The 17,199-nt window shown below is 65.9% G+C and carries 17 protein-coding genes; 8 read left to right on the forward strand and 9 right to left on the reverse strand.

The window, feature by feature from the left end:
• Positions 1-2: 2 nt before the first annotated feature.
• Genes A7U43_RS11230 through A7U43_RS11250 form a run of 5 tightly spaced genes read right to left on the reverse strand, consistent with a single transcriptional unit; the run spans position 3 to position 4,484 of the window.
• Positions 3-1,148 (reverse strand): acyl-CoA dehydrogenase family protein, encoded by a 1,146-nt coding sequence (locus A7U43_RS11230; protein ID WP_067994825.1) that lies wholly within the window; start codon positions 1,146-1,148, stop codon positions 3-5.
• Complete coding sequence (locus A7U43_RS11235) at positions 1,145-1,585, reverse strand: nuclear transport factor 2 family protein (RefSeq protein WP_067994827.1); 441 nt, start codon at positions 1,583-1,585, stop codon at positions 1,145-1,147. The genes A7U43_RS11230 and A7U43_RS11235 overlap by 4 nt, the downstream gene beginning before the upstream one ends.
• Positions 1,563-2,822, reverse strand: a complete 1,260-nt coding sequence (locus A7U43_RS11240; protein ID WP_067994830.1) for a metal-dependent hydrolase family protein — start codon at positions 2,820-2,822, stop codon at positions 1,563-1,565. Before A7U43_RS11240 ends, A7U43_RS11235 begins: the two co-directional genes overlap by 23 nt.
• A 2-nt stretch (positions 2,823-2,824) precedes the next feature.
• The gene (locus tag A7U43_RS11245; RefSeq protein ID WP_067994833.1) at positions 2,825-3,154 is read right to left on the reverse strand and encodes a hypothetical protein; all 330 of its coding nucleotides are present in this window, start codon (positions 3,152-3,154) and stop codon (positions 2,825-2,827) included.
• Positions 3,147-4,484, reverse strand: coding sequence for an aromatic ring-hydroxylating oxygenase subunit alpha (locus A7U43_RS11250; RefSeq protein WP_067994836.1), 1,338 nt, complete (start codon positions 4,482-4,484; stop codon positions 3,147-3,149). Before A7U43_RS11250 ends, A7U43_RS11245 begins: the two co-directional genes overlap by 8 nt.
• 317 nt (positions 4,485-4,801) lie before the next feature.
• Between A7U43_RS11250 and A7U43_RS11255 the strand changes: the two genes are divergently transcribed.
• From A7U43_RS11255 to A7U43_RS11290, 8 genes are all read left to right on the forward strand, one after another.
• Positions 4,802-6,100: an amidohydrolase family protein gene (locus A7U43_RS11255; RefSeq protein WP_067994839.1), complete on the forward strand. Its 1,299-nt coding sequence runs from the start codon at positions 4,802-4,804 to the stop codon at positions 6,098-6,100.
• A 90-nt stretch (positions 6,101-6,190) separates the two neighbouring features.
• Complete coding sequence (locus A7U43_RS11260; RefSeq protein WP_067994841.1) at positions 6,191-7,381, forward strand: acyl-CoA dehydrogenase family protein; 1,191 nt, start codon at positions 6,191-6,193, stop codon at positions 7,379-7,381.
• A 96-nt stretch (positions 7,382-7,477) separates the two neighbouring features.
• Positions 7,478-8,704 carry a CaiB/BaiF CoA transferase family protein gene (locus A7U43_RS11265; RefSeq protein ID WP_067994844.1) on the forward strand — a complete coding sequence of 409 codons (1,227 nt, stop codon included), beginning with the start codon at positions 7,478-7,480 and terminating at the stop codon, positions 8,702-8,704.
• Positions 8,697-9,524: an enoyl-CoA hydratase/isomerase family protein gene (locus A7U43_RS11270; RefSeq protein WP_067994847.1), complete on the forward strand. Its 828-nt coding sequence runs from the start codon at positions 8,697-8,699 to the stop codon at positions 9,522-9,524. The genes A7U43_RS11265 and A7U43_RS11270 overlap by 8 nt, the downstream gene beginning before the upstream one ends.
• A 9-nt stretch (positions 9,525-9,533) precedes the next feature.
• Positions 9,534-10,679, forward strand: a complete 1,146-nt coding sequence (locus A7U43_RS11275) for a thiolase family protein (RefSeq protein ID WP_067994850.1) — start codon at positions 9,534-9,536, stop codon at positions 10,677-10,679.
• A 15-nt stretch (positions 10,680-10,694) separates the two neighbouring features.
• A complete protein-coding gene (locus A7U43_RS11280) occupies positions 10,695-11,843 on the forward strand; it encodes an acyl-CoA dehydrogenase family protein (protein WP_067994853.1) in 1,149 nt (382 codons plus the stop codon).
• A 173-nt stretch (positions 11,844-12,016) separates the two neighbouring features.
• Complete coding sequence (locus A7U43_RS11285) at positions 12,017-12,664, forward strand: TetR/AcrR family transcriptional regulator (RefSeq protein ID WP_067994857.1); 648 nt, start codon at positions 12,017-12,019, stop codon at positions 12,662-12,664.
• On the forward strand, positions 12,661-13,164 hold the full coding sequence (locus tag A7U43_RS11290; protein WP_067994859.1) for a hypothetical protein: 504 nt from the start codon (positions 12,661-12,663) through the stop codon (positions 13,162-13,164). The genes A7U43_RS11285 and A7U43_RS11290 overlap by 4 nt, the downstream gene beginning before the upstream one ends.
• 49 nt (positions 13,165-13,213) lie before the next feature.
• On the opposite strand, the gene A7U43_RS11295 is transcribed toward A7U43_RS11290, so the two are convergent.
• The 4 genes from A7U43_RS11295 to A7U43_RS11310 are packed head-to-tail and all read right to left on the reverse strand — an operon-like array spanning position 13,214 to position 17,167.
• Positions 13,214-14,188 carry an NADPH:quinone oxidoreductase family protein gene (locus tag A7U43_RS11295; protein ID WP_067994862.1) on the reverse strand — a complete coding sequence of 325 codons (975 nt, stop codon included), beginning with the start codon at positions 14,186-14,188 and terminating at the stop codon, positions 13,214-13,216.
• Positions 14,185-15,168, reverse strand: a complete 984-nt coding sequence (locus A7U43_RS11300; protein ID WP_197500050.1) for a phosphotransferase family protein — start codon at positions 15,166-15,168, stop codon at positions 14,185-14,187. Before A7U43_RS11300 ends, A7U43_RS11295 begins: the two co-directional genes overlap by 4 nt.
• 38 nt (positions 15,169-15,206) lie before the next feature.
• Entirely contained in the window at positions 15,207-16,508 is a 1,302-nt protein-coding gene (locus A7U43_RS11305; protein WP_067994867.1) for an acyl-CoA dehydrogenase family protein, read from the reverse strand.
• Positions 16,508-17,167, reverse strand: a complete 660-nt coding sequence (locus A7U43_RS11310; RefSeq protein ID WP_067994870.1) for a TetR/AcrR family transcriptional regulator — start codon at positions 17,165-17,167, stop codon at positions 16,508-16,510. The genes A7U43_RS11305 and A7U43_RS11310 overlap by 1 nt, the downstream gene beginning before the upstream one ends.
• Between the last annotated feature and the right edge of the window lie 32 nt (positions 17,168-17,199).

The raw sequence follows: 17,199 nt of genomic DNA on the forward strand, positions 1-17,199 counted from the left end.
CTTCACTCCTTCCCGAGGTCCAGCAGCCGGCGGGCGATGATGTTGCGCTGGACTTCGGCGGTACCGCCGTAGATGGTGGCCGCACGCGAGTACAGGTATTCGGTGCGCCAGGGCGTTTGGTCCAGTTCGATCGCACCCGGCAACAGATCGTGGACGGTGTCGAAGAGACGCTGTTCGGCGGTGGCGAGCAGCACCTTGTCGATGGAGGTATCGGGGCCGAGCTTCTCGCCGTCGGCCAGTCGGTGCTGGGTGGCCCGGGACCGGCACCGCAGCGTATGCAGCGCCAGATACGCCTCGCCCATATCGGTATCGATGATCTGGCCGTCCCGTTTGACCTCATCGATCAGCGCGTCGAAACGCGAGTACAGATAGGCGATACGCTGCCAGAAACAGGTCGAACGCTCGTAGGGCAGCAGGTCCATCGCGAGTTGCCAACCGTCACCGGGCTTTCCGAGCATGCGGTCGGCGCCGACGATGACGTCGTCGAAGTACACCTCGCAGAACTCGTCGACACCGTGCATCGTCAGCAACGGGCGGATGGTGATTCCCGGCGTGTCGGTGTCGACGAAGAACGCGGTGATGCTCGCATGGGGTGAGCGCGGCGAGGTATCGGCCGCGCCGTCATCGGTACGGGTCAGCAGGATGCAGCGGTGCGAGAACTGCGCGAAGCTCGTCCACACCTTCTGGCCATTGATGATCCAGCGGTCGCCGTCCGGTACAGCCTTGGTGGTCAGTGACGCGAGGTCGCTGCCCGACCCGGGCTCGGAGAAGCCCTGGCACCATTGCTCCTCGCCGGACAACAGCTTGGGCACCATCTCGGCGGCCAGTTCGGTTGTGGCGTAGTCGATCATCGTGGGGGCCAGCACCTCGAGCATCGAATAGGGCCCGGGTTCGGCGAGCCTGCGGCCCACGATCTCCTCGCCGACGATCGCCCGCAGGATGGCCGGGCCGCCGAGCCCGCCCGCGTGCTCGGGCCAGCCGTACCGGCTCCAGCCGGCGTCATACAGCGCCTTCTGCACCCGGGCGAACTGGCGCATGTGGCCTGCCAGGGAATGATCATCGGGTGGTGTGAGGTCGTTCTCGGCGAGCCATTCCTGCAGCGAAGTGCGAAAGGTGGCGGGTTCGTGGAGCTCGCTGCGCTCGCTCATGCCGACGGCCGTCCGATCGCGTGCGGCTTGCCGTGGTCGTGATCGCCGCTGCGCCGGATGAATGTCATGGCCCTGGTCCGCAGCCGCCAGCCGGCGTCGGTGCGCAGATAGGTGTCCCGGTAGTACCCGATGCGCATGTCATGAGCGGAGTGCTCGATGAAACACAGCGGTTGAGTCCCGGTGGCACTGTCCGCGCCCTCGACGAGGTCGATCAGCGCGGTGCCCGTCATGAACAGGCCCTTGGGTGCGGCATCGACCAGCACCGGAAAGCGTTCCAGCGCATAGGTTTCACCGAACGCACTGTAGGTGCCGTCCGCGGTGAAGACGCTGACCAGGCCCTCGATGTCACCCTGGGTGATGGTGACGGCGTATTTGGCCAGCAGCTGCTGGATTTCCACCAGGTCGTCAGTTCGGCTAGGAGCCATTGGCGTACTCATTCTTGTAGACCTTACCGCCCTTCATTACAAAAGTGACATCCCGTGTAACGGTGATGTCCTCCAGCGGGTTGCCCGGGACCGCGATGATGTCGGCCAGCAACCCCGCGGCCAGCCGCCCGCGGTCGGTGACATTGATCAAATCGGCGGCGATGGTGGTCGCCGAGCGCAGCACCGCGGCCGGGGGCATGCCCCACTCCACCAAGGTGACGAGTTCGTCGGCGTTTTTCCCGTGCGGGATGGCCGGTGCGTCGGTGCCGACCGCGATCTTGACCCCGGCCTCATAGGCGGCCTTGATCGATGTCTCGGCCTTCGGGAACATCTCGGCGGCCTTGTCCTGCAGGACCTTCGGAGCCTTCGAGACGTCCATGGCCTGGGCCAGCCTGCGGGTGGTGACCAGAAAGCGGTCGTTGTCGACGAGTGCCTGGATGGCCTCGTCGTCCATCAGGAAGCCGTGTTCGATGCAGTCGATACCGCAGGCCACCGCGTGCTTGACGGCCTCGGCGCCGTGGGTGTGCGCGGCGACCCGCAGACCGCGGCGATGTGCCTCGTCGACGATCGCGCGCAGTTCCTCGTCCGAATAGTGTTGGGCACCGGCCTCTCCGGTCAGCGACATGACGCCGCCGGATACGCACACCTTGATCAGTTGGGCGCCGTGTTTGATCTGATAGCGCACCGCCTTGCGGATCTCGTCGACCCCGTTGGCGATGCCCTCCTCGACGGTGAGTTCCAGGGCGCCGGGCATGAAGGCGGCGAACATGGTCGGGTCCAGGTGGCCGCCGGTGGGCGTGATGGCGTGACCCGCGGGGATCACCCGTGGCCCCTCCACCCAGCCCGCGTCGATGGCCTTGCCCAGTGCGACGTCCAGCAGGTAGCCGCCGGTCTTGACGAACAGTCCGAGGTTGCGCACGGTGGTGAATCCGGCGCGCAGCGTGCGCCGGGCATTGCCGACCGCGCGCAGCACCCGCGTCGGCGGGTCGTCCTGCACCTGGGACAGCCCGGGGTTCTCCCCGCGACCGCCCATGAGCAGGTTGACCTCCATGTCCATCAGGCCGGGTAACAGGTAGGCGTCGCCCAGGTCTATGACCTCGCCTTCGTCGGAGCCGATGACGGAATCTGATGCGCCGTCTCCGACGGCGACAATGCGGTCTCCGGAGACACGAACGATGCCGGGGCGAATGATCGCCCCGGCATCGACGTCGACCAGACCCGCGGCTTTGAGGGTCAGTACGTCCGACACGCCTAGACCACCGGCTCCTTGATGAGCTGGATATAGGCGGCGCCACTGTCGAGCACACGCGGCTGCTTCCACACCTCGATCGGGAAGCTCACCATGACGATCGACTGCCCGAGGTGCACCAGTGCCTTGGCGTCGTCGGGCATGCTTGCCAGCGGAAAGCGGGCGTCGACGTAGACCATGATGTCCTCAAGGCGCGCCATGCCGGCGTCGTAGAGCTCCTGCATCTCGGCCATGGTGGAGTTGAGGCGCTTGGAGTAGCGCTCCTCCTCGGTCGGCAGGCACCAGTCCGAGAACCGCTCCAGGTCGGCGAATTCCGCGGGCAGCTTAGACATTTGCTGATTCCTTCACGCTCGATGCGGCGGTCGGCTTGCCGGACCCGTTGGACTGTGCCGCCCGCTCGGCCTGGTATCTGTCAACGTACTGGTGCGCGGTCATGTGCAGATGGCGAAGCAGGATTTCCTGGTCGCACAGCGGGAATTCGGTGACGGCGCGCGTGCCGATCTGGCTTTGGGTGGCTTCCAGGGTGTTGGCGTCCTGGAAGGCGTACTCCTTGAACGTCACCGCCGCCAACTCCTGCGAGAGGCGTTCGCGCAGGTTCTTCGGCGGCACGAAGTACAGGTCGGCCTCGAAGATGTGGCTGTCCACGCCGGTCGGCCAGTAGTTGTACGTCAGGTACCAGCCCGGCGCCCAGAACAGCAGGGTCCAGTTCGGGAAGAACTCGAAAGAGTCGGTGCCCCAAGTCTTGTGGCGACCCGGGTTGATGGCCGGCGGCAGCTCGTCGGGCAGGATGCCTTTGATGTCCGGCCGGTCCCACGGTCCGAACAGTCCGCTGTGCAGGATCCGCTCGATGGGTTTGACCATGTTGAGATCCTTCGGCGGTGACATGCCGCCCCAGGACGACACCATGGAGTGATCGCCCTTGATGTCGTAAGCCAGTGCTTCGAAGCCGAACTGGGCCAGCTTCTCGGCCTCCTCCTTCTCCGCCTGCTTCATGTGCAGGATCGGTGCGTGGTAGAACTCGGTGAACGCGTCGATGAACAGCTTCCAGTTCGCCTTGATCTCCGAGCGGTAGCTGTAGTGCTCGGTCATCTCGTGGAACGGGTAGCCCTTCAGGCCTTCGCCGAACTCGCCGAGGTATTCCTGCAACGACACGGCGTCATCGTCGAAGTTGACGAAGATGAAGCCCTCCCAGACCTCGCAACGCACCGGCTTGAGCGGATAGTCGGCCTTGTCGAGGTCGAAGAACTCGCTTTCCTGCTGGACGAAGGTCAGGTCGCCCTTGAGGTCGTAGCGCCAGGCGTGGTACTTGCAGACGAACTGCCGACAGCTTCCCGAGACCTCCTCGCCCGGGTAGTCGTTCCAGACCAGCTTGTTACCTCGGTGTCGGCAGAGGTTGTAGAAGGCGCGAATCTGATCGCCGTCGTTGACGATGATGATCGACACGCCGGGGCCGACCGACGGCAGTTCGCGGGTGACGTAGCGGCCCTTCTTCGGGACCAGTTCGACCCGGCCCATCTGCAGCCAGGTCTTGCGGAAAATGGCCTGCTGTTCCAGCTTCCAGTGCTCGGGATCGATGGAGTCGGTGTAGTCGACCGGTGCCGTGCCGAGTTCCGGCCAGTTCTCGGTCCAGCTTCCCGCCGCTGGTTTGGGGAAAAACGCCACGGTGCAACCTCTCTGAGTGTGGGTCTGTCGGTTCCGTCGCTCGCTGCCGTGTGCTGGATTGGCCAGCGCGGCGTCCGCGTCTTCTCCGGTACGAGAATCATATTCTCATAACTGACTAACAGATTTCCACTGTTTGGCCGTAAGGTCAATGACAAGCGCCCGGAAACCGGCCGTCTCGTGCCGGGTCGGGGAACCGAAACGCGCGGTCAGCGCCACCAAGCGCGGTTCCGGACGTTGATTCTCGTACTGAGAGAAGTTAGTTTGCAGGTATCGAGAATCTCCAGCGCGGAACCGGATGCGACCCCGAAGGACGGCTCATGCACCAAGACGACATGATTCTGATCAGCGTCGATGACCACATCATCGAGCCGCCGGACATGTTCAAGAATCATCTGCCGGCCAAGTACGTGGATGAGGCGCCGCGGTTGGTGCACAACCCGGACGGCTCCGACACGTGGCAGTTCCGGGACACGGTCATCCCGAACGTCGCGCTCAATGCGGTGGCCGGACGGCCCAAGGAGGAGTACGGGCTGGAACCCCAGGGTCTCGATGAGATCCGCAAGGGTTGTTATGACGCCGCCGAGCGGGTCAAGGACATGAACGCCGGCGGCGTGCTGGCAACGATGAACTTCCCGTCCTTCCCGGGGTTTGCCGCCCGGTTGTTCGCCACCGAGGACACCGAGTTCTCGCTGGCGCTCGTGCAGGCCTACAACGACTGGCACATCGACGAATGGTGCGGATCGCATCCGGGTCGTTTCATCCCGATGGCGATCCCGGCGATCTGGGACCCGAAGCTGTGTGCCGACGAGGTCCGCCGGGTCTCCAAGAAGGGGGTGCACTCGCTGACCTTCACCGAGAACCCCTCGGCGCTGGGCTATCCGAGTTTCCATGACCTGGAGTACTGGAAGCCGCTGTGGGATGCGTTGGTGGATACCGACACGGTGATGAACGTGCACATCGGGTCCTCGGGCCGGCTGGCCATCACCGCGCCGGACGCCCCGATGGACGTGATGATCACCCTGCAGCCGATGAACATCGTCCAAGCCGCGGCCGATCTGCTGTGGTCGGCGCCCATCAAGGCCTATCCCGATCTGAAGATCGCCTTGTCCGAGGGCGGCACCGGCTGGATCCCCTACTTCCTGGACCGGGTGGACCGCACCTACGAGATGCACTCGACGTGGACGCACCAGGATTTCGGGGACAAGTTGCCCTCGCAGGTTTTCCGCGAGCACTTCATGACGTGTTTCATCTCCGATCCTGTCGGGGTGAAGAACCGGCACGCCATCGGGGTGGACAACATCTGCTGGGAGATGGACTACCCGCACTCGGATTCGATGTGGCCCGGGGCGCCCGAGGAACTGCACGCCGTGTTCGACACCTATGACGTCCCCGATGACGAGATCAATAAGATCACCCACGAGAACGCGATGCGGCTGTACCACTTCGAGCCGTTCAAACACATCCCGCGCGAGCAGGCCACCGTCGGCGCGCTGCGCAAACAGGCCGAGGGCCACGACGTTTCGATCCAGGCGCTCAGCCACCATGACAAGCGCGGCGGCTCCAGCGTCGCCGACTTCACCGCGAACGCCCGTGCGGTCACGGGCGTCAAAGACTAACCGCAGAGCGCATATTCGGCGGACGGTGCAGGGCACACCTGTACCGAGGACGTCGCGCGCACGGACCGAGGAGAAACTGTGTCTGAGGGAATGAACTTCGAACTCACCGAGGATCAACAACTGATCCGCAAGTCGGTCGCCGAGCTGGCAGCCAGGTTCGACGATCACTACTGGATGGACAAGGACCAGGCGCACGAGTTCCCGACCGAGTTCTACGACGCCATCGCCGCCGGCGGCTGGTTGGGCATGACCATCCCGGAGGAGTACGGCGGACATGGTCTGGGCATCACCGAGGCCACCATCCTTGCCGAAGAGGTGGCCCGCTCCGGTGGCGCGATGAATGCCGCCAGCGCCATCCACATGTCGATCTTCGGGATGCAGCCGGTCGTGGTGTTCGGATCCGAGGACATGAAGAAGGCGACGCTGCCGCGCATCGTCAACGGCGACCTGCACGTCTGCTTCGGCGTGACCGAACCCGGGGCCGGGCTGGATACCTCCCGGATCACCACCTTCGCAAAACGCGGTCACGATTCGGCGGGCGACCACTATGTGGTGAACGGCCGCAAGGTGTGGATCTCCAAGGCGTTGGAGTCGGAGAAGATCCTGCTGCTGACCCGCACCGAGAGCCGCGAGGATGTCGAGAAGCGGGGCGGCAAACCCACCGAGGGTCTCACCCTTTTCCTCACCGATATCGACCGTGACCACGTCGACATCCGGCCGATCAAGAAGATGGGCCGCAACGCCGTCAGCTCCAACGAGGTGTTCATCGACGACCTGCGCGTACCGGTCGAGGACCGCATCGGGGAAGAGGGCAAGGGTTTCTCCTACATCCTGCACGGACTCAACCCGGAACGGATGTTGATCGCCGCCGAGGCGCTCGGAATCGGACGGGTGGCACTTGATCGCGCGGTCAAGTACGCCAACGAACGGGTGGTGTTCGACCGTCCGATCGGCCAGAATCAGGGCCTCGCGTTCCCGCTGGCCGATTCGCTGGCGCGCCTCGATGCCGCCGAGCTGGTCCTGCGCAAGGCCACCTGGCTCTACGACAACGGGCGCTCCTGCGGCCGCGAGGCGAACATGGCCAAGTATCTGTGCGCCGACGCCGGGTTCGGCGCCGCGGACCGGGCGCTGCAGACCCACGGCGGGATGGGCTATTCCGAGGAGTACAACATCTCCCGGTTCTTCCGGGAGTCGCGCTTGATGAAGATCGCGCCGGTGAGCCAGGAGATGATTCTGAACTTCCTGGCCGCCAACGTGCTCGGCCTCCCCAAGAGCTACTGACCTGAAGAGTCACTCGAGGTTGCGGTTATCGTCATGTCCACTCGCACTTTGTCGCGATAACGGCAATTTCGCGTGCAGACAGAGGGGATCATTGTCATGACCACCACCGGGCCGGCATTGCCGCTGGCCGGAATTACCGTCATCGCCATGGAGCAGGCGGTCTCCGCGCCGATGTGCACGAGGGTGCTCGCCGATTTCGGCGCCCGGGTGATCAAGATCGAGAACCCCAGGGGTGGTGACTTCGCGCGGGACTACGACGACGTGGTGAACGGGCTGGCCGCCCACTTCGTATGGGCGAACCGTGGCAAGGAGTCGGTGACCCTCAACCTGAAAGCGCCGGCGGGTTTGGAGGTGTTACACCGCTTGCTCGACGGCGCCGACGTCTTCGTGTCCAATCTCGCCCCCGGGGCGACGGCGCGCCTTGGGCTGGGCGCGGCGGACCTGCGGGCGCGGCACCCACAGGTGATCCCGCTCGAGATCGACGGCTACGGCCCCGGTGGGCCGCTGTCCGACAAACGCGCGTATGACCTGCTGGTCCAAGCCGAGTCGGGGTCGTGCGCGGCCACCGGATTCCCCGGAATGCCGGCCAAACCCGGGGCGCCGGTCGCCGATATCACCACCGGTCTGTACTCGGCCCTGTCGATCATGGCGTTGCTGTTGGGCCGGGCGCGCTCCGGCGCCACCGATGCCGCACCCGCCGTGGCGGTCAGCCTGTTCGACACCATGACCGACATCATGGGTTACCAGCTCACCTACACCCAGCACTCCGGGATCGACCAGGAGCCGCTGGGTATGAGCTCACCCGCGGTCGCGCCATACGGGTCGTTCGGTACCCGCGACGGGCAGACGGTGGTGCTCGGCACCACCAATGACCGGGAGTGGCAGCGGCTTGCCCGAGAGATCATCGAACGGCCCGACCTCGCCGAGGACCCGCGCTTCGCCACCAATCCGCAACGCTGCACACATCGTGACGAGCTCAACGCCGCCATCCAATCCTGGTGTGCACAGCACGATCTCGACGAGATTCAACGTATCGCGGACGCCGCGGGCATCGGCAACTCGCGCTACAACAAGCCCAGTGAGGTGATCGCGCATCCGCATCTGGCGGCGCGCGACCGCTGGCGGCGGGTCGGCACGCCCAACGGCGAGATCTCCGCGCTGCTTCCACCGCCGGTGATCAGCGGCCTGGACCTCGGCATGGGTGCGGTGCCCGGACTGGGTGAGCACACCGATACCGTCCTGGGTGGCCTCGGCTACAGTCGGATCGAGATCGGTGATTTGCGTGTCGCCGGGGCGATCGGCCCGGAGTACGCGCATGGCTGACTCGTTGTTGGTCGAGGACCGTGACGGGGTGCGGACCCTCACCCTGAATCGGCCGCACCGCAAGAACGCCATCGATGTCGAGCTCTGGCACGCCCTGGCCGAGGCGCTGCGCGCCGTCGACAGCGACGACTCCGTGCGCGCGGTGGTGCTCACCGGGGCGGGTGGCGCGTTCTGTTCCGGTGCCGATATCGGCACCGGTGAGAACGTCCATCCTCGCCGGAAGCTGCAGCGGCTCACCGATGTTGCGCTCGCGCTGCACAACGTGACGGTGCCGACCATCGCCAAGGTGACCGGCGTGGCCGTCGGCGCCGGCTGGAATCTGGCGCTGGGCTGCGATCTGGTGGTGGCCACACCGGAGTCGTCGTTCTGCCAGATCTTCGCGCGGCGGGGATTGTCCGTCGATCTCGGTGGCTCATGGCTGCTCCCGAAAATCGTCGGACTACAACAGGCAAAACGTCTTGTCCTGCTGGCCGATATGATCGACGCGGCCGAAGCTCATCGGCTCGGGTTGGTCACCTGGGTGCAGGAATCGCACGCTATCGACGGGTTCGTCGACGCCTTGGCGTCCCGGCTGGCCGACGGGCCGCCGTTCGCGCTGGCGCAGAGCAAAGCATTGCTCAACGACGGCGCGGCAATGACTTTCGCCGAGGCACTTGGCAACGAGGCGCGGGCTCAGCCCGGCAATTTCGCCACCGCGGATTCGGCGGAGGCCTATGCGGCGTTCGCCGCCAAGCGCGATCCATCATTCACCGGAACCTGGGCCGTCCCACCCGCCTCCTCGGGTGCAGGAGCGGAGCGGCCTGGGGGAACAACACAGTAGGAGCAATTCATGCGCGAGACCGTCATCGTCGGAGCCGTGCGCACCCCGGTCGGGAAACGCAACGGCGGATTGTCCGATCAGCACGCCGCCGACCTGTCCGCCGTGGTGCTCAACGAATTGACCGAGCGAACCGGGGTCGACCCGGCGCTGATCGATGACGTGGTGTGGGGCTGCGTCTCGCAGGTCGGTGATCAGTCCAGCAATATCGGCCGGTACGCGGTGCTGGCCGCCGGCTGGCCCGAGTCCATCCCCGGCACCACGGTGAACCGGGCCTGCGGCTCGAGCCAGCAGGCGTTGGATTTCGCGGTGCAAGCCGTCATGTCCGGCCAGCAGGATGTCGTGGTGGCCGGCGGTGTCGAGGTGATGAGCCGGGTCCCGCTGGGTGCCGCGCGGGCCACCGGGCAGCCCTATGGTCCGAAAGTCTTTGCCCGCTATGACAATTTCTCCTTCAACCAGGGAATCTCGGCCGAGCTGATCTGCCAGAAATGGGATCTGTCGCGGACCCGCTGTGACGAGTATTCGGCCAGGTCCCACGAGCTCGCCGCCGCCGCGCAGGACTCAGGCGCCTTCATCGACCAGATCGTGCCGGTGTTCACCCAGGACAGCGTGATCACCGATGACGAGGGCATCCGGCGCGGGACCACCGCCGAAAAGCTGGCCGGGCTCAAGCCCGCCTTCACCGACGACGGTGTCATCCATGCCGGGAACTCCTCGCAGATCTCCGACGGTGCGGCCGCGCTGATGGTGATGACCGCTGATCAGGCGCTGAACCTGGGGTTGACGCCGCTGGTGCGCTACCGCGCCGGCGCGGTGACCGGCGCCGACCCGGTGTTGATGCTGACCGGGCCGATTCCCGCGACGGAGAAGGTGCTGCGCAAGGCGGGTGTCGGTATCGACGAGGTCGGCGTGTTCGAGGTCAACGAGGCGTTCGCGCCGGTTCCGCTGGCCTGGCTCGCCGAGACCGGAGTGGACGAAGCCAGACTCAACCCGTTGGGTGGGGCAATCGCGCTCGGGCACCCGCTCGGCGCCTCCGGTGCGGTGTTGATGACTCGGATGATCCACCACATGCGCGACAACGGGATCCGTTACGGACTCCAGACCATGTGCGAGGGCGGCGGCACCGCCAACGCCACTCTGGTCGAGTACGTCTTCTAGTCGAAAGGACGACACGTGCAACGCAATCTGTTCAACGAGGACCACGAGGCGTTCCGTGAACTCGCGCGCAACTTCGTCGAGAAGGACGTGGTGCCCGCCTATCCCGACTGGGAGAAGGGCGGCCGGATGCCGCGCGCGGTCTTCGAGAAGATGGGCGCCCTTGGCATGCTGGGCATGGCCATCCCCGAGGAGTACGGCGGCGGTGGCGCGCCGGACTACCGCTACAACGTGGTCCTGCAGGAGGAGGCGGCCCGCGCTTTGGTGACGCTGTCGACCGTGCGCACCCAGCTCGAGGTGATCCTGCCGTACTTCCTGCACTACGCGAACGAAGAGCAGCGCAAGCGCTGGTTCCCGGGTCTGGCCGACGGAACCCTGCTGACCGCGGTGGCCATGACCGAACCCGGGACCGGGTCGGATCTGGCGGGCATGCGCACGACGGCCGTGCAGGACGGCGATCACTGGATCGTCAACGGCGCCAAGACCTTCATCACCGGCGGGATGCAGGCCGACCTCGTCGTCGTGGTGGCCCGCACGTCCACCGACCCCGACAACCGGCGCAAGGGTCTGACCCTGTTTGTCGTCGAGGACGGAATGGCGGGGTTCACCCGCGGCCGCGAGCTGGAGAAGATGGGCTGCAAGGTGCAGGACACCGCGGAGCTGTCCTTCGTCGACGTGCGGGTGCCCGCGGCCAACGTGCTCGGCGAGGTGGGGGAGGCGTTCAGCTACCTCGGCCACAATCTCCCGCAGGAGCGGTTGACCGTGGCGGTGGGGTCGGTGGCGCAGGCGCGTTCGGCGATCGCGGCGGCCATCGACTACACCAGGGATCGCAAGGCCTTCGGCACACCCGTCGCGTCGTTTCAGAACACCAAGTTCGAACTGGCGGCCTGCTCGACGGAGGTGGAGGCCGCTCAGGCGATGCTGGACCGGGCCGTGGCACTGCACGTCGACGGTGAGCTGTCCGCGCCGGACGCGGCCCGGGTGAAGTTGTTCTGCACCGAGATGCAGGCCCGGGTGATCGACCGCTGCCTGCAGTTGTTCGGCGGTTACGGCTACATGATGGAATACCCGATCGCCCGGCTGTACACCGACGCCCGGGTGGCGCGGATCTACGCCGGGACCAGCGAGGTCATGAAGGTGATCATCGCCAAGTCGCTCGGCCTGTAGTCGGCGCGATCCGTGACGCCGAGCGTTACAGATCGCGCACGGATTGCATCGTCCGACGCTCTGACCAGGCACCTGACACCCGTCCAGAAATTTGTTAACTGAGACCCTTGTCACAGCCCGCCAACCAACCTACTGTTTGTTCAGTTGGTTGGTTCGTCGGCGATCGGAGTGCGGTGTCAGCGGTATCGGCGGCGTCCGGTCCTCGGCCCTACGAGGCGCTGTTGGCCAAGGGGGAGGACCGTAAGCAGCGCATTCTCGCCGCCGCGGAGAATCTCCTGGCACGTAACGGTTGGCGCAACACCTCGCTGGCCCAAATCGCCAGGGAGGCCGGCGTGAGCGCCGCCGGCCTGCTGCACCACTTCGAATCGAAGGAAGCGCTGCTGCACGCCGTCCTGGATGCTCGCGATTTCGACGATGACACCCACGCCGATCGCGGCGGCGATCTCATCGCGAACATCGGCCGGGTGGCCGAGCGCTTCGACCGTGCCCCCGAACTCGTGGGCACCTTCACCGTCCTGCTGGTGGAGAACATCCAGCCGGACGCACCGCTGCACGACCGGCTGGTGGCCCGGCAACAGGCCGCCGTCGCGATCGTTGCCGACGCGATCCGGCGCGGCCAGAGCAGTGGCCGCTACCGCCCAGACCTCGACCCGGCCGCCAAGGCCGTGGAGATTCTCGCCTTTGTCAATGGAATGGAGACCGCATGGCTACTCGATCCTTCAATCCCACTGGCCGCAGTGTTCAAGGGGTATACGGAGTCGCTGGCCCGCGACTTCGCACCGGCTCCCGCCCGAGCAGTCGAGGAGAGGAATTCGATATGAGGTATCGACTCGATGTGGTGGCACCCAGTGTGGCCGAGGTGGTGCGCAATGCGGGTGGCTGGCTCGTCGACCGTGTGATGGCCGGCTGGGACGTCACGGTGCTCGTCACCGGTGACGACGATATTCGGCCCCTGCAGATCCTCGGCGTCGAAACCGCCGACCTGGAGGCCGTGATGGCGCTGTGGGAGGAGCGGCCGCACCCGCAGACCGTCGCAGTGGCGGCCGAACTGTTCGTCAGCGATGCGCGGGTCCGCGCAGGGGTGCTCGGCGCCTTGGAGCAGGGCTTCACCGAGGTGACGCTGTGGGGCGAGCAGTGGCCCGAAGAACTGGACAGCACCATCGATTCGGTGCAGCACGAACTGAGCGCCGCGGCGCGTGCCTTCAAAGTTCAAGCGTTGGCGGCCGTGGGGGACACCGACCCGTTCGGTCGGACCGAGGCATTCCGTTGCGGCGTGATGTCCTGTCCATCCGTCGCCGCAGATTTGGTGCCCGCCAGCTGAATTCGCCGCGGCGCAGCGCGCTTCAGAACTGGGTTGTCCGGCCCGGCCGTCACACCGGTGCACACACGTCCACCACCACTTTTCCGATCGCGCGCCCGTCGGCCACGTGCCGCAGGGCGGCGGCGGCTTCCGTCAGCGGATAGCTCGCGCCGACAAGCGGGGCGACGGTGCCCGAAGCCAGCAGGTGGCGCAGTTCGGTCTCATTGCGGGTGAACTCGTCGGCCGGTATGTCCTGGAACTGGAATCCGAGCACCTGGATCCCCTTGACCAGCACCAGATTCAGCGGGATGCGCGCAACGGATCCCGATGCGAAGCCGATGGTGACGAAACGCCCACCGCGCGCCAGGGATCGCAGCGCAGGTTCGGACAGCTCGCCACCGACCGGGTCGAGCACGGCCGTGGCGCCACCGGGCAGTGCCTCACGCAGCGCCGCGCGCAGGTCCTCGGTGCGGTGGTTGATTCCCCGGACTGCGCCGTGACGGGCAGCCGCGGCCAGCTTCTCGGGATTGGACGCCACCGCGGTGACGCGCGCACCGAGCGCGGTGGCCAGCCCGACAGCGGCCAGCCCGACCCCGCCGCCGGCGCCCAGGACCACGATGTCGTCACCGGTGGTGATGCGTGCGACCGAGCGCAGTGCGTGATACGCGGTGCGGAACGCCACCCCCGAGGCCGCCGCCGTGTGGTCGTCCACACCGTCGGAGATGGGTGTCAGAGCGTCAACCGAGATGCACACCTGCTCGGCGAACGCACCGAACATGGCGGTCCCGGCGACTCGGTCGCCGACCGCGAAAGCGTCTATGCCCGGTGAGATTTCGGTGACGACACCGGAGAACTCGCTACCCGGGACGAACGGCGGCGTCACCTTGACCTGGTAGGTCCCGGCAACCAAGAGGACATCGGGGAAGTTCACCGCCGCCGCGGCGACCCGCACCCGTGCCTGCCCGGGAGCGAGATCCGGGCACGGGAGCTCCCGCACACCGACCACCTCGGGGGGACCATAGGCCGGGCAGACCGCAGCTCTCACCGGTAGTCGCTGCTCTCGGCGAGCTCGGCGGCCGAGCGCATCAGATCGGTGACCACCGGGCCGAACGCCAGCAGTTTCTCGTCGTTTCCGGCGCGCTGGTAGCCCTGCTCCAGCACGATGGCCAGCTTCCACTTGGCGAGCACCAGATAGTAGTCCAGATCGTCGACCTGGCGGCCGGACACCTGGCTGTAGTGCGCCACCACCTGATCGCGGCTGGGAGCGCCTCGCATATCGACGTAATCCATCGCGGCGCGGTCATTGTCGTGAGCCGGCCAACTCTGCACCATCCAGCCGAGATCGAGTTTCGGGTCCCCCACGGTGCCCATCTCCCAATCGACGATAGCCGCCAGCCGTGCGGGAGCCCCATGGCGGTACATGACGTTGGCGAACTGATAGTCGCCGTGCATCAGGCCCGGGATGAAGTCGAGCGGCTTATGCTCCCGTAGCCATGCCGTGGCGACCTCCTGGCCGGGCAGGTCGCGCCGCTTGATGCGCTCCAGGAAGCCGATCCAGCGGGTGACCTGGCGCTCGTGGAAGCCCTCCGGACGGCCGAGATCGTGCAGCCCCTTGCCCTTCCAATCGACCTTGGAGAGCAGGGCAATACCCTCGGCCAGTTGGTAACTCAGCTCGGCGCGGATGCTGAGATCGCTGTCGAACGGCTCGGGCCAGCGGGCGTGCCGGTCCATCGGAGACCACCCGTCGACGAAGCCCATCAGATAGAACGCTCTGCCCAGCACGCTCGCGTCGTCGCACACTCCGACGGCTTCGGTGTGCGGCACGTCGGTGCCGTCGAGTGCCTCGATGATGCGCCATTCGCGCAGGATGCCCTTATCGCGGTCGGCTGGTGCGCCCGGAGGTGGCATTCGGATGACGCAGCGCTCGTCGCCGCGGGTCAGTTCGTAGATGACGTTCTGCGTCCCGCCGGACAGGAAACGTGCCCGCAGCGGGGCACCCTTTCCGGGCAGTCCGGCATCGTCCATCCAGTCGGCAAGGCGGGCAACATCGATCGTCGGGTCGCTCACAGGTTGCCCACCTCGGCCTCCAGATACTCGGCGAACCGGGCCCGGGCGGCGTCCCGTTTGCCGGGGATCCACTGGGTGGGCCAGAGCCCGTCGGTCCCGGTGTACTCCCGCAGCACCTGCTTGGCGACGGTGGTCTTGTGCACCTCGGTGGGCCCGTCGGCCAGGCCCATCACCGCGGCCCCGGTGACCATACCGAGGAACGGCATCTCGTTGGTGACGCCGAGCGCACCGTGGACTTGCATTGCGCGCCAGGCGATATCGTGCAGCACCGTGGGCATGACCACCTTCACCGCGGCGATGTCCTTGCGGACCCGTTTGTAGTCGTTGTATTTGTCGATCTCCCATGCGGTGAACAGCACCATCAGCCGGAACTGTTTGAGCTGGGCGTAGGAGTCGGCGATATAGCCCTGCACGGTTTGCTTGTCGGCGAGCAGGCTTCCCGCGGTATGCCGGGACAACGCGCGTTCGCACATCATGTCCAGCGCTCTCTGGGCCAGGCCGATGGTGCGCATCGCGTGGTGGATGCGGCCACCGCCCAATCGAGTCTGGGCGATCACGAACGCCTGGCCCTCACCACCGAGCAGCGCGGCGTTCGGCACCCGGACGTTGTCGTAGTGGATCAGGGCGTGCGAACCCTCGCCGTCGGCCTCTCCGTACAGCCCACAGTTGCGCACGATGGTGACACCGGGCGTGTCGGTGGGCACCAGGAACATCGACATCCCCTGGTAAGGGCTGACATCCGGGTTGGTCACCACCATGACGATCAGGAACGACGCGGTGGAGGCGTTGGAGGAGAAGAACTTGTGTCCATTGATGATCCAGTCGTTCCCGTCGCGCACCGCGGAGGTCGTGAACTGGGTGGGATCGGCACCGCCCTGCGGCTCGGTCATCGAGTAACAGGAGAACACCTCACCTTCCAACAGCGGACGCAGGTAGCGGTCCTTCTGATCCGGGGTGCCGTAATGGGCGATGATCTCGGCGTTGCCGGTATCCGGGGCCTGACAGCCGAACACGATCGGTGCCCACTGGGACCGGCCGAGGATCTCGTTGAGCAGGGCCAGTTTCAGCTGCCCGTATCCCTGGCCGCCGAGTTCCGGGCCGAGATGGGTGGCCCACAGTCCTTTTCGGCGCACCTGGTCCTTCAGCGGGTCCACCACCGCACGGCGGGCGTCGTCCAACGGTGTGAACTGCAGGTGCGGCCAGATCAGGTCCAGTGGTTCGACCTCATCGCGCACGAAGGCGTCGGCCCAGTCGAGGAGTTCGGTGAACTCCGGGTCGGTCTCGAAATCCCATGCCATCACGGTCTCCTTTGTCCGGTGCTGCCTGCGATCAGGGCGGTGATATCGGTGCCGACGACCTCGACGAACGAGCGTGCGCCGAATGAGCCTGCGGCCCAGTGCCTGGCACCCTCACTGACCAGCATCATGGCCAGATAGGCCAGATGGTCGGTATCGGTGCCGGCGGGCAGTTTCCCGTCGGTCAGTGCCCGTTGGAACAGGGCGGTGAACATTCCGCCGTCCAGATCGGGGGTGGCCTCGCCGGTGCTGAGCAGACGGTGCTCGTGGCGGTAGCCCTCCAAGATTGTCTCCACGATCAGTTCCGGCGGGTTGCGGGCCATGGAACGTTCCAGTTCGGCCAGGGCCGCGGTGATGACGGCGGTCACGTCGTAGTCGCGGTCCAGCAGGGTGGCGATGGTGCGCTGCGCGGACCGGGTCGACATCACGCCGACCTCGAAGAGCACATCCTCTTTGCGGGGAAAGTAGAAGTAGAACAACGCTTTCGAGACTCCGGCCGCGGCGCAGATCTGGGCAACCGTGGTGCCGGAGTAGCCGTTGGTGCGCCACAGTGCCATGGCGGCCTGGACCAGCATGCGCTTTGTCGCGCGTGAGTTGGCGCGCTGGAAGGTGGCCCTGCGCTGACCGCGGTCAGCTTCTGCGTTGCGCGAAGGATTGGGCATAGCGCGACCGTACCGCGTGTCCGTCAAGCTGA

This window comes from Mycobacterium adipatum, assembly GCF_001644575.1.
Classification (GTDB): Bacteria; Actinomycetota; Actinomycetes; order Mycobacteriales; family Mycobacteriaceae; genus Mycobacterium; species Mycobacterium adipatum.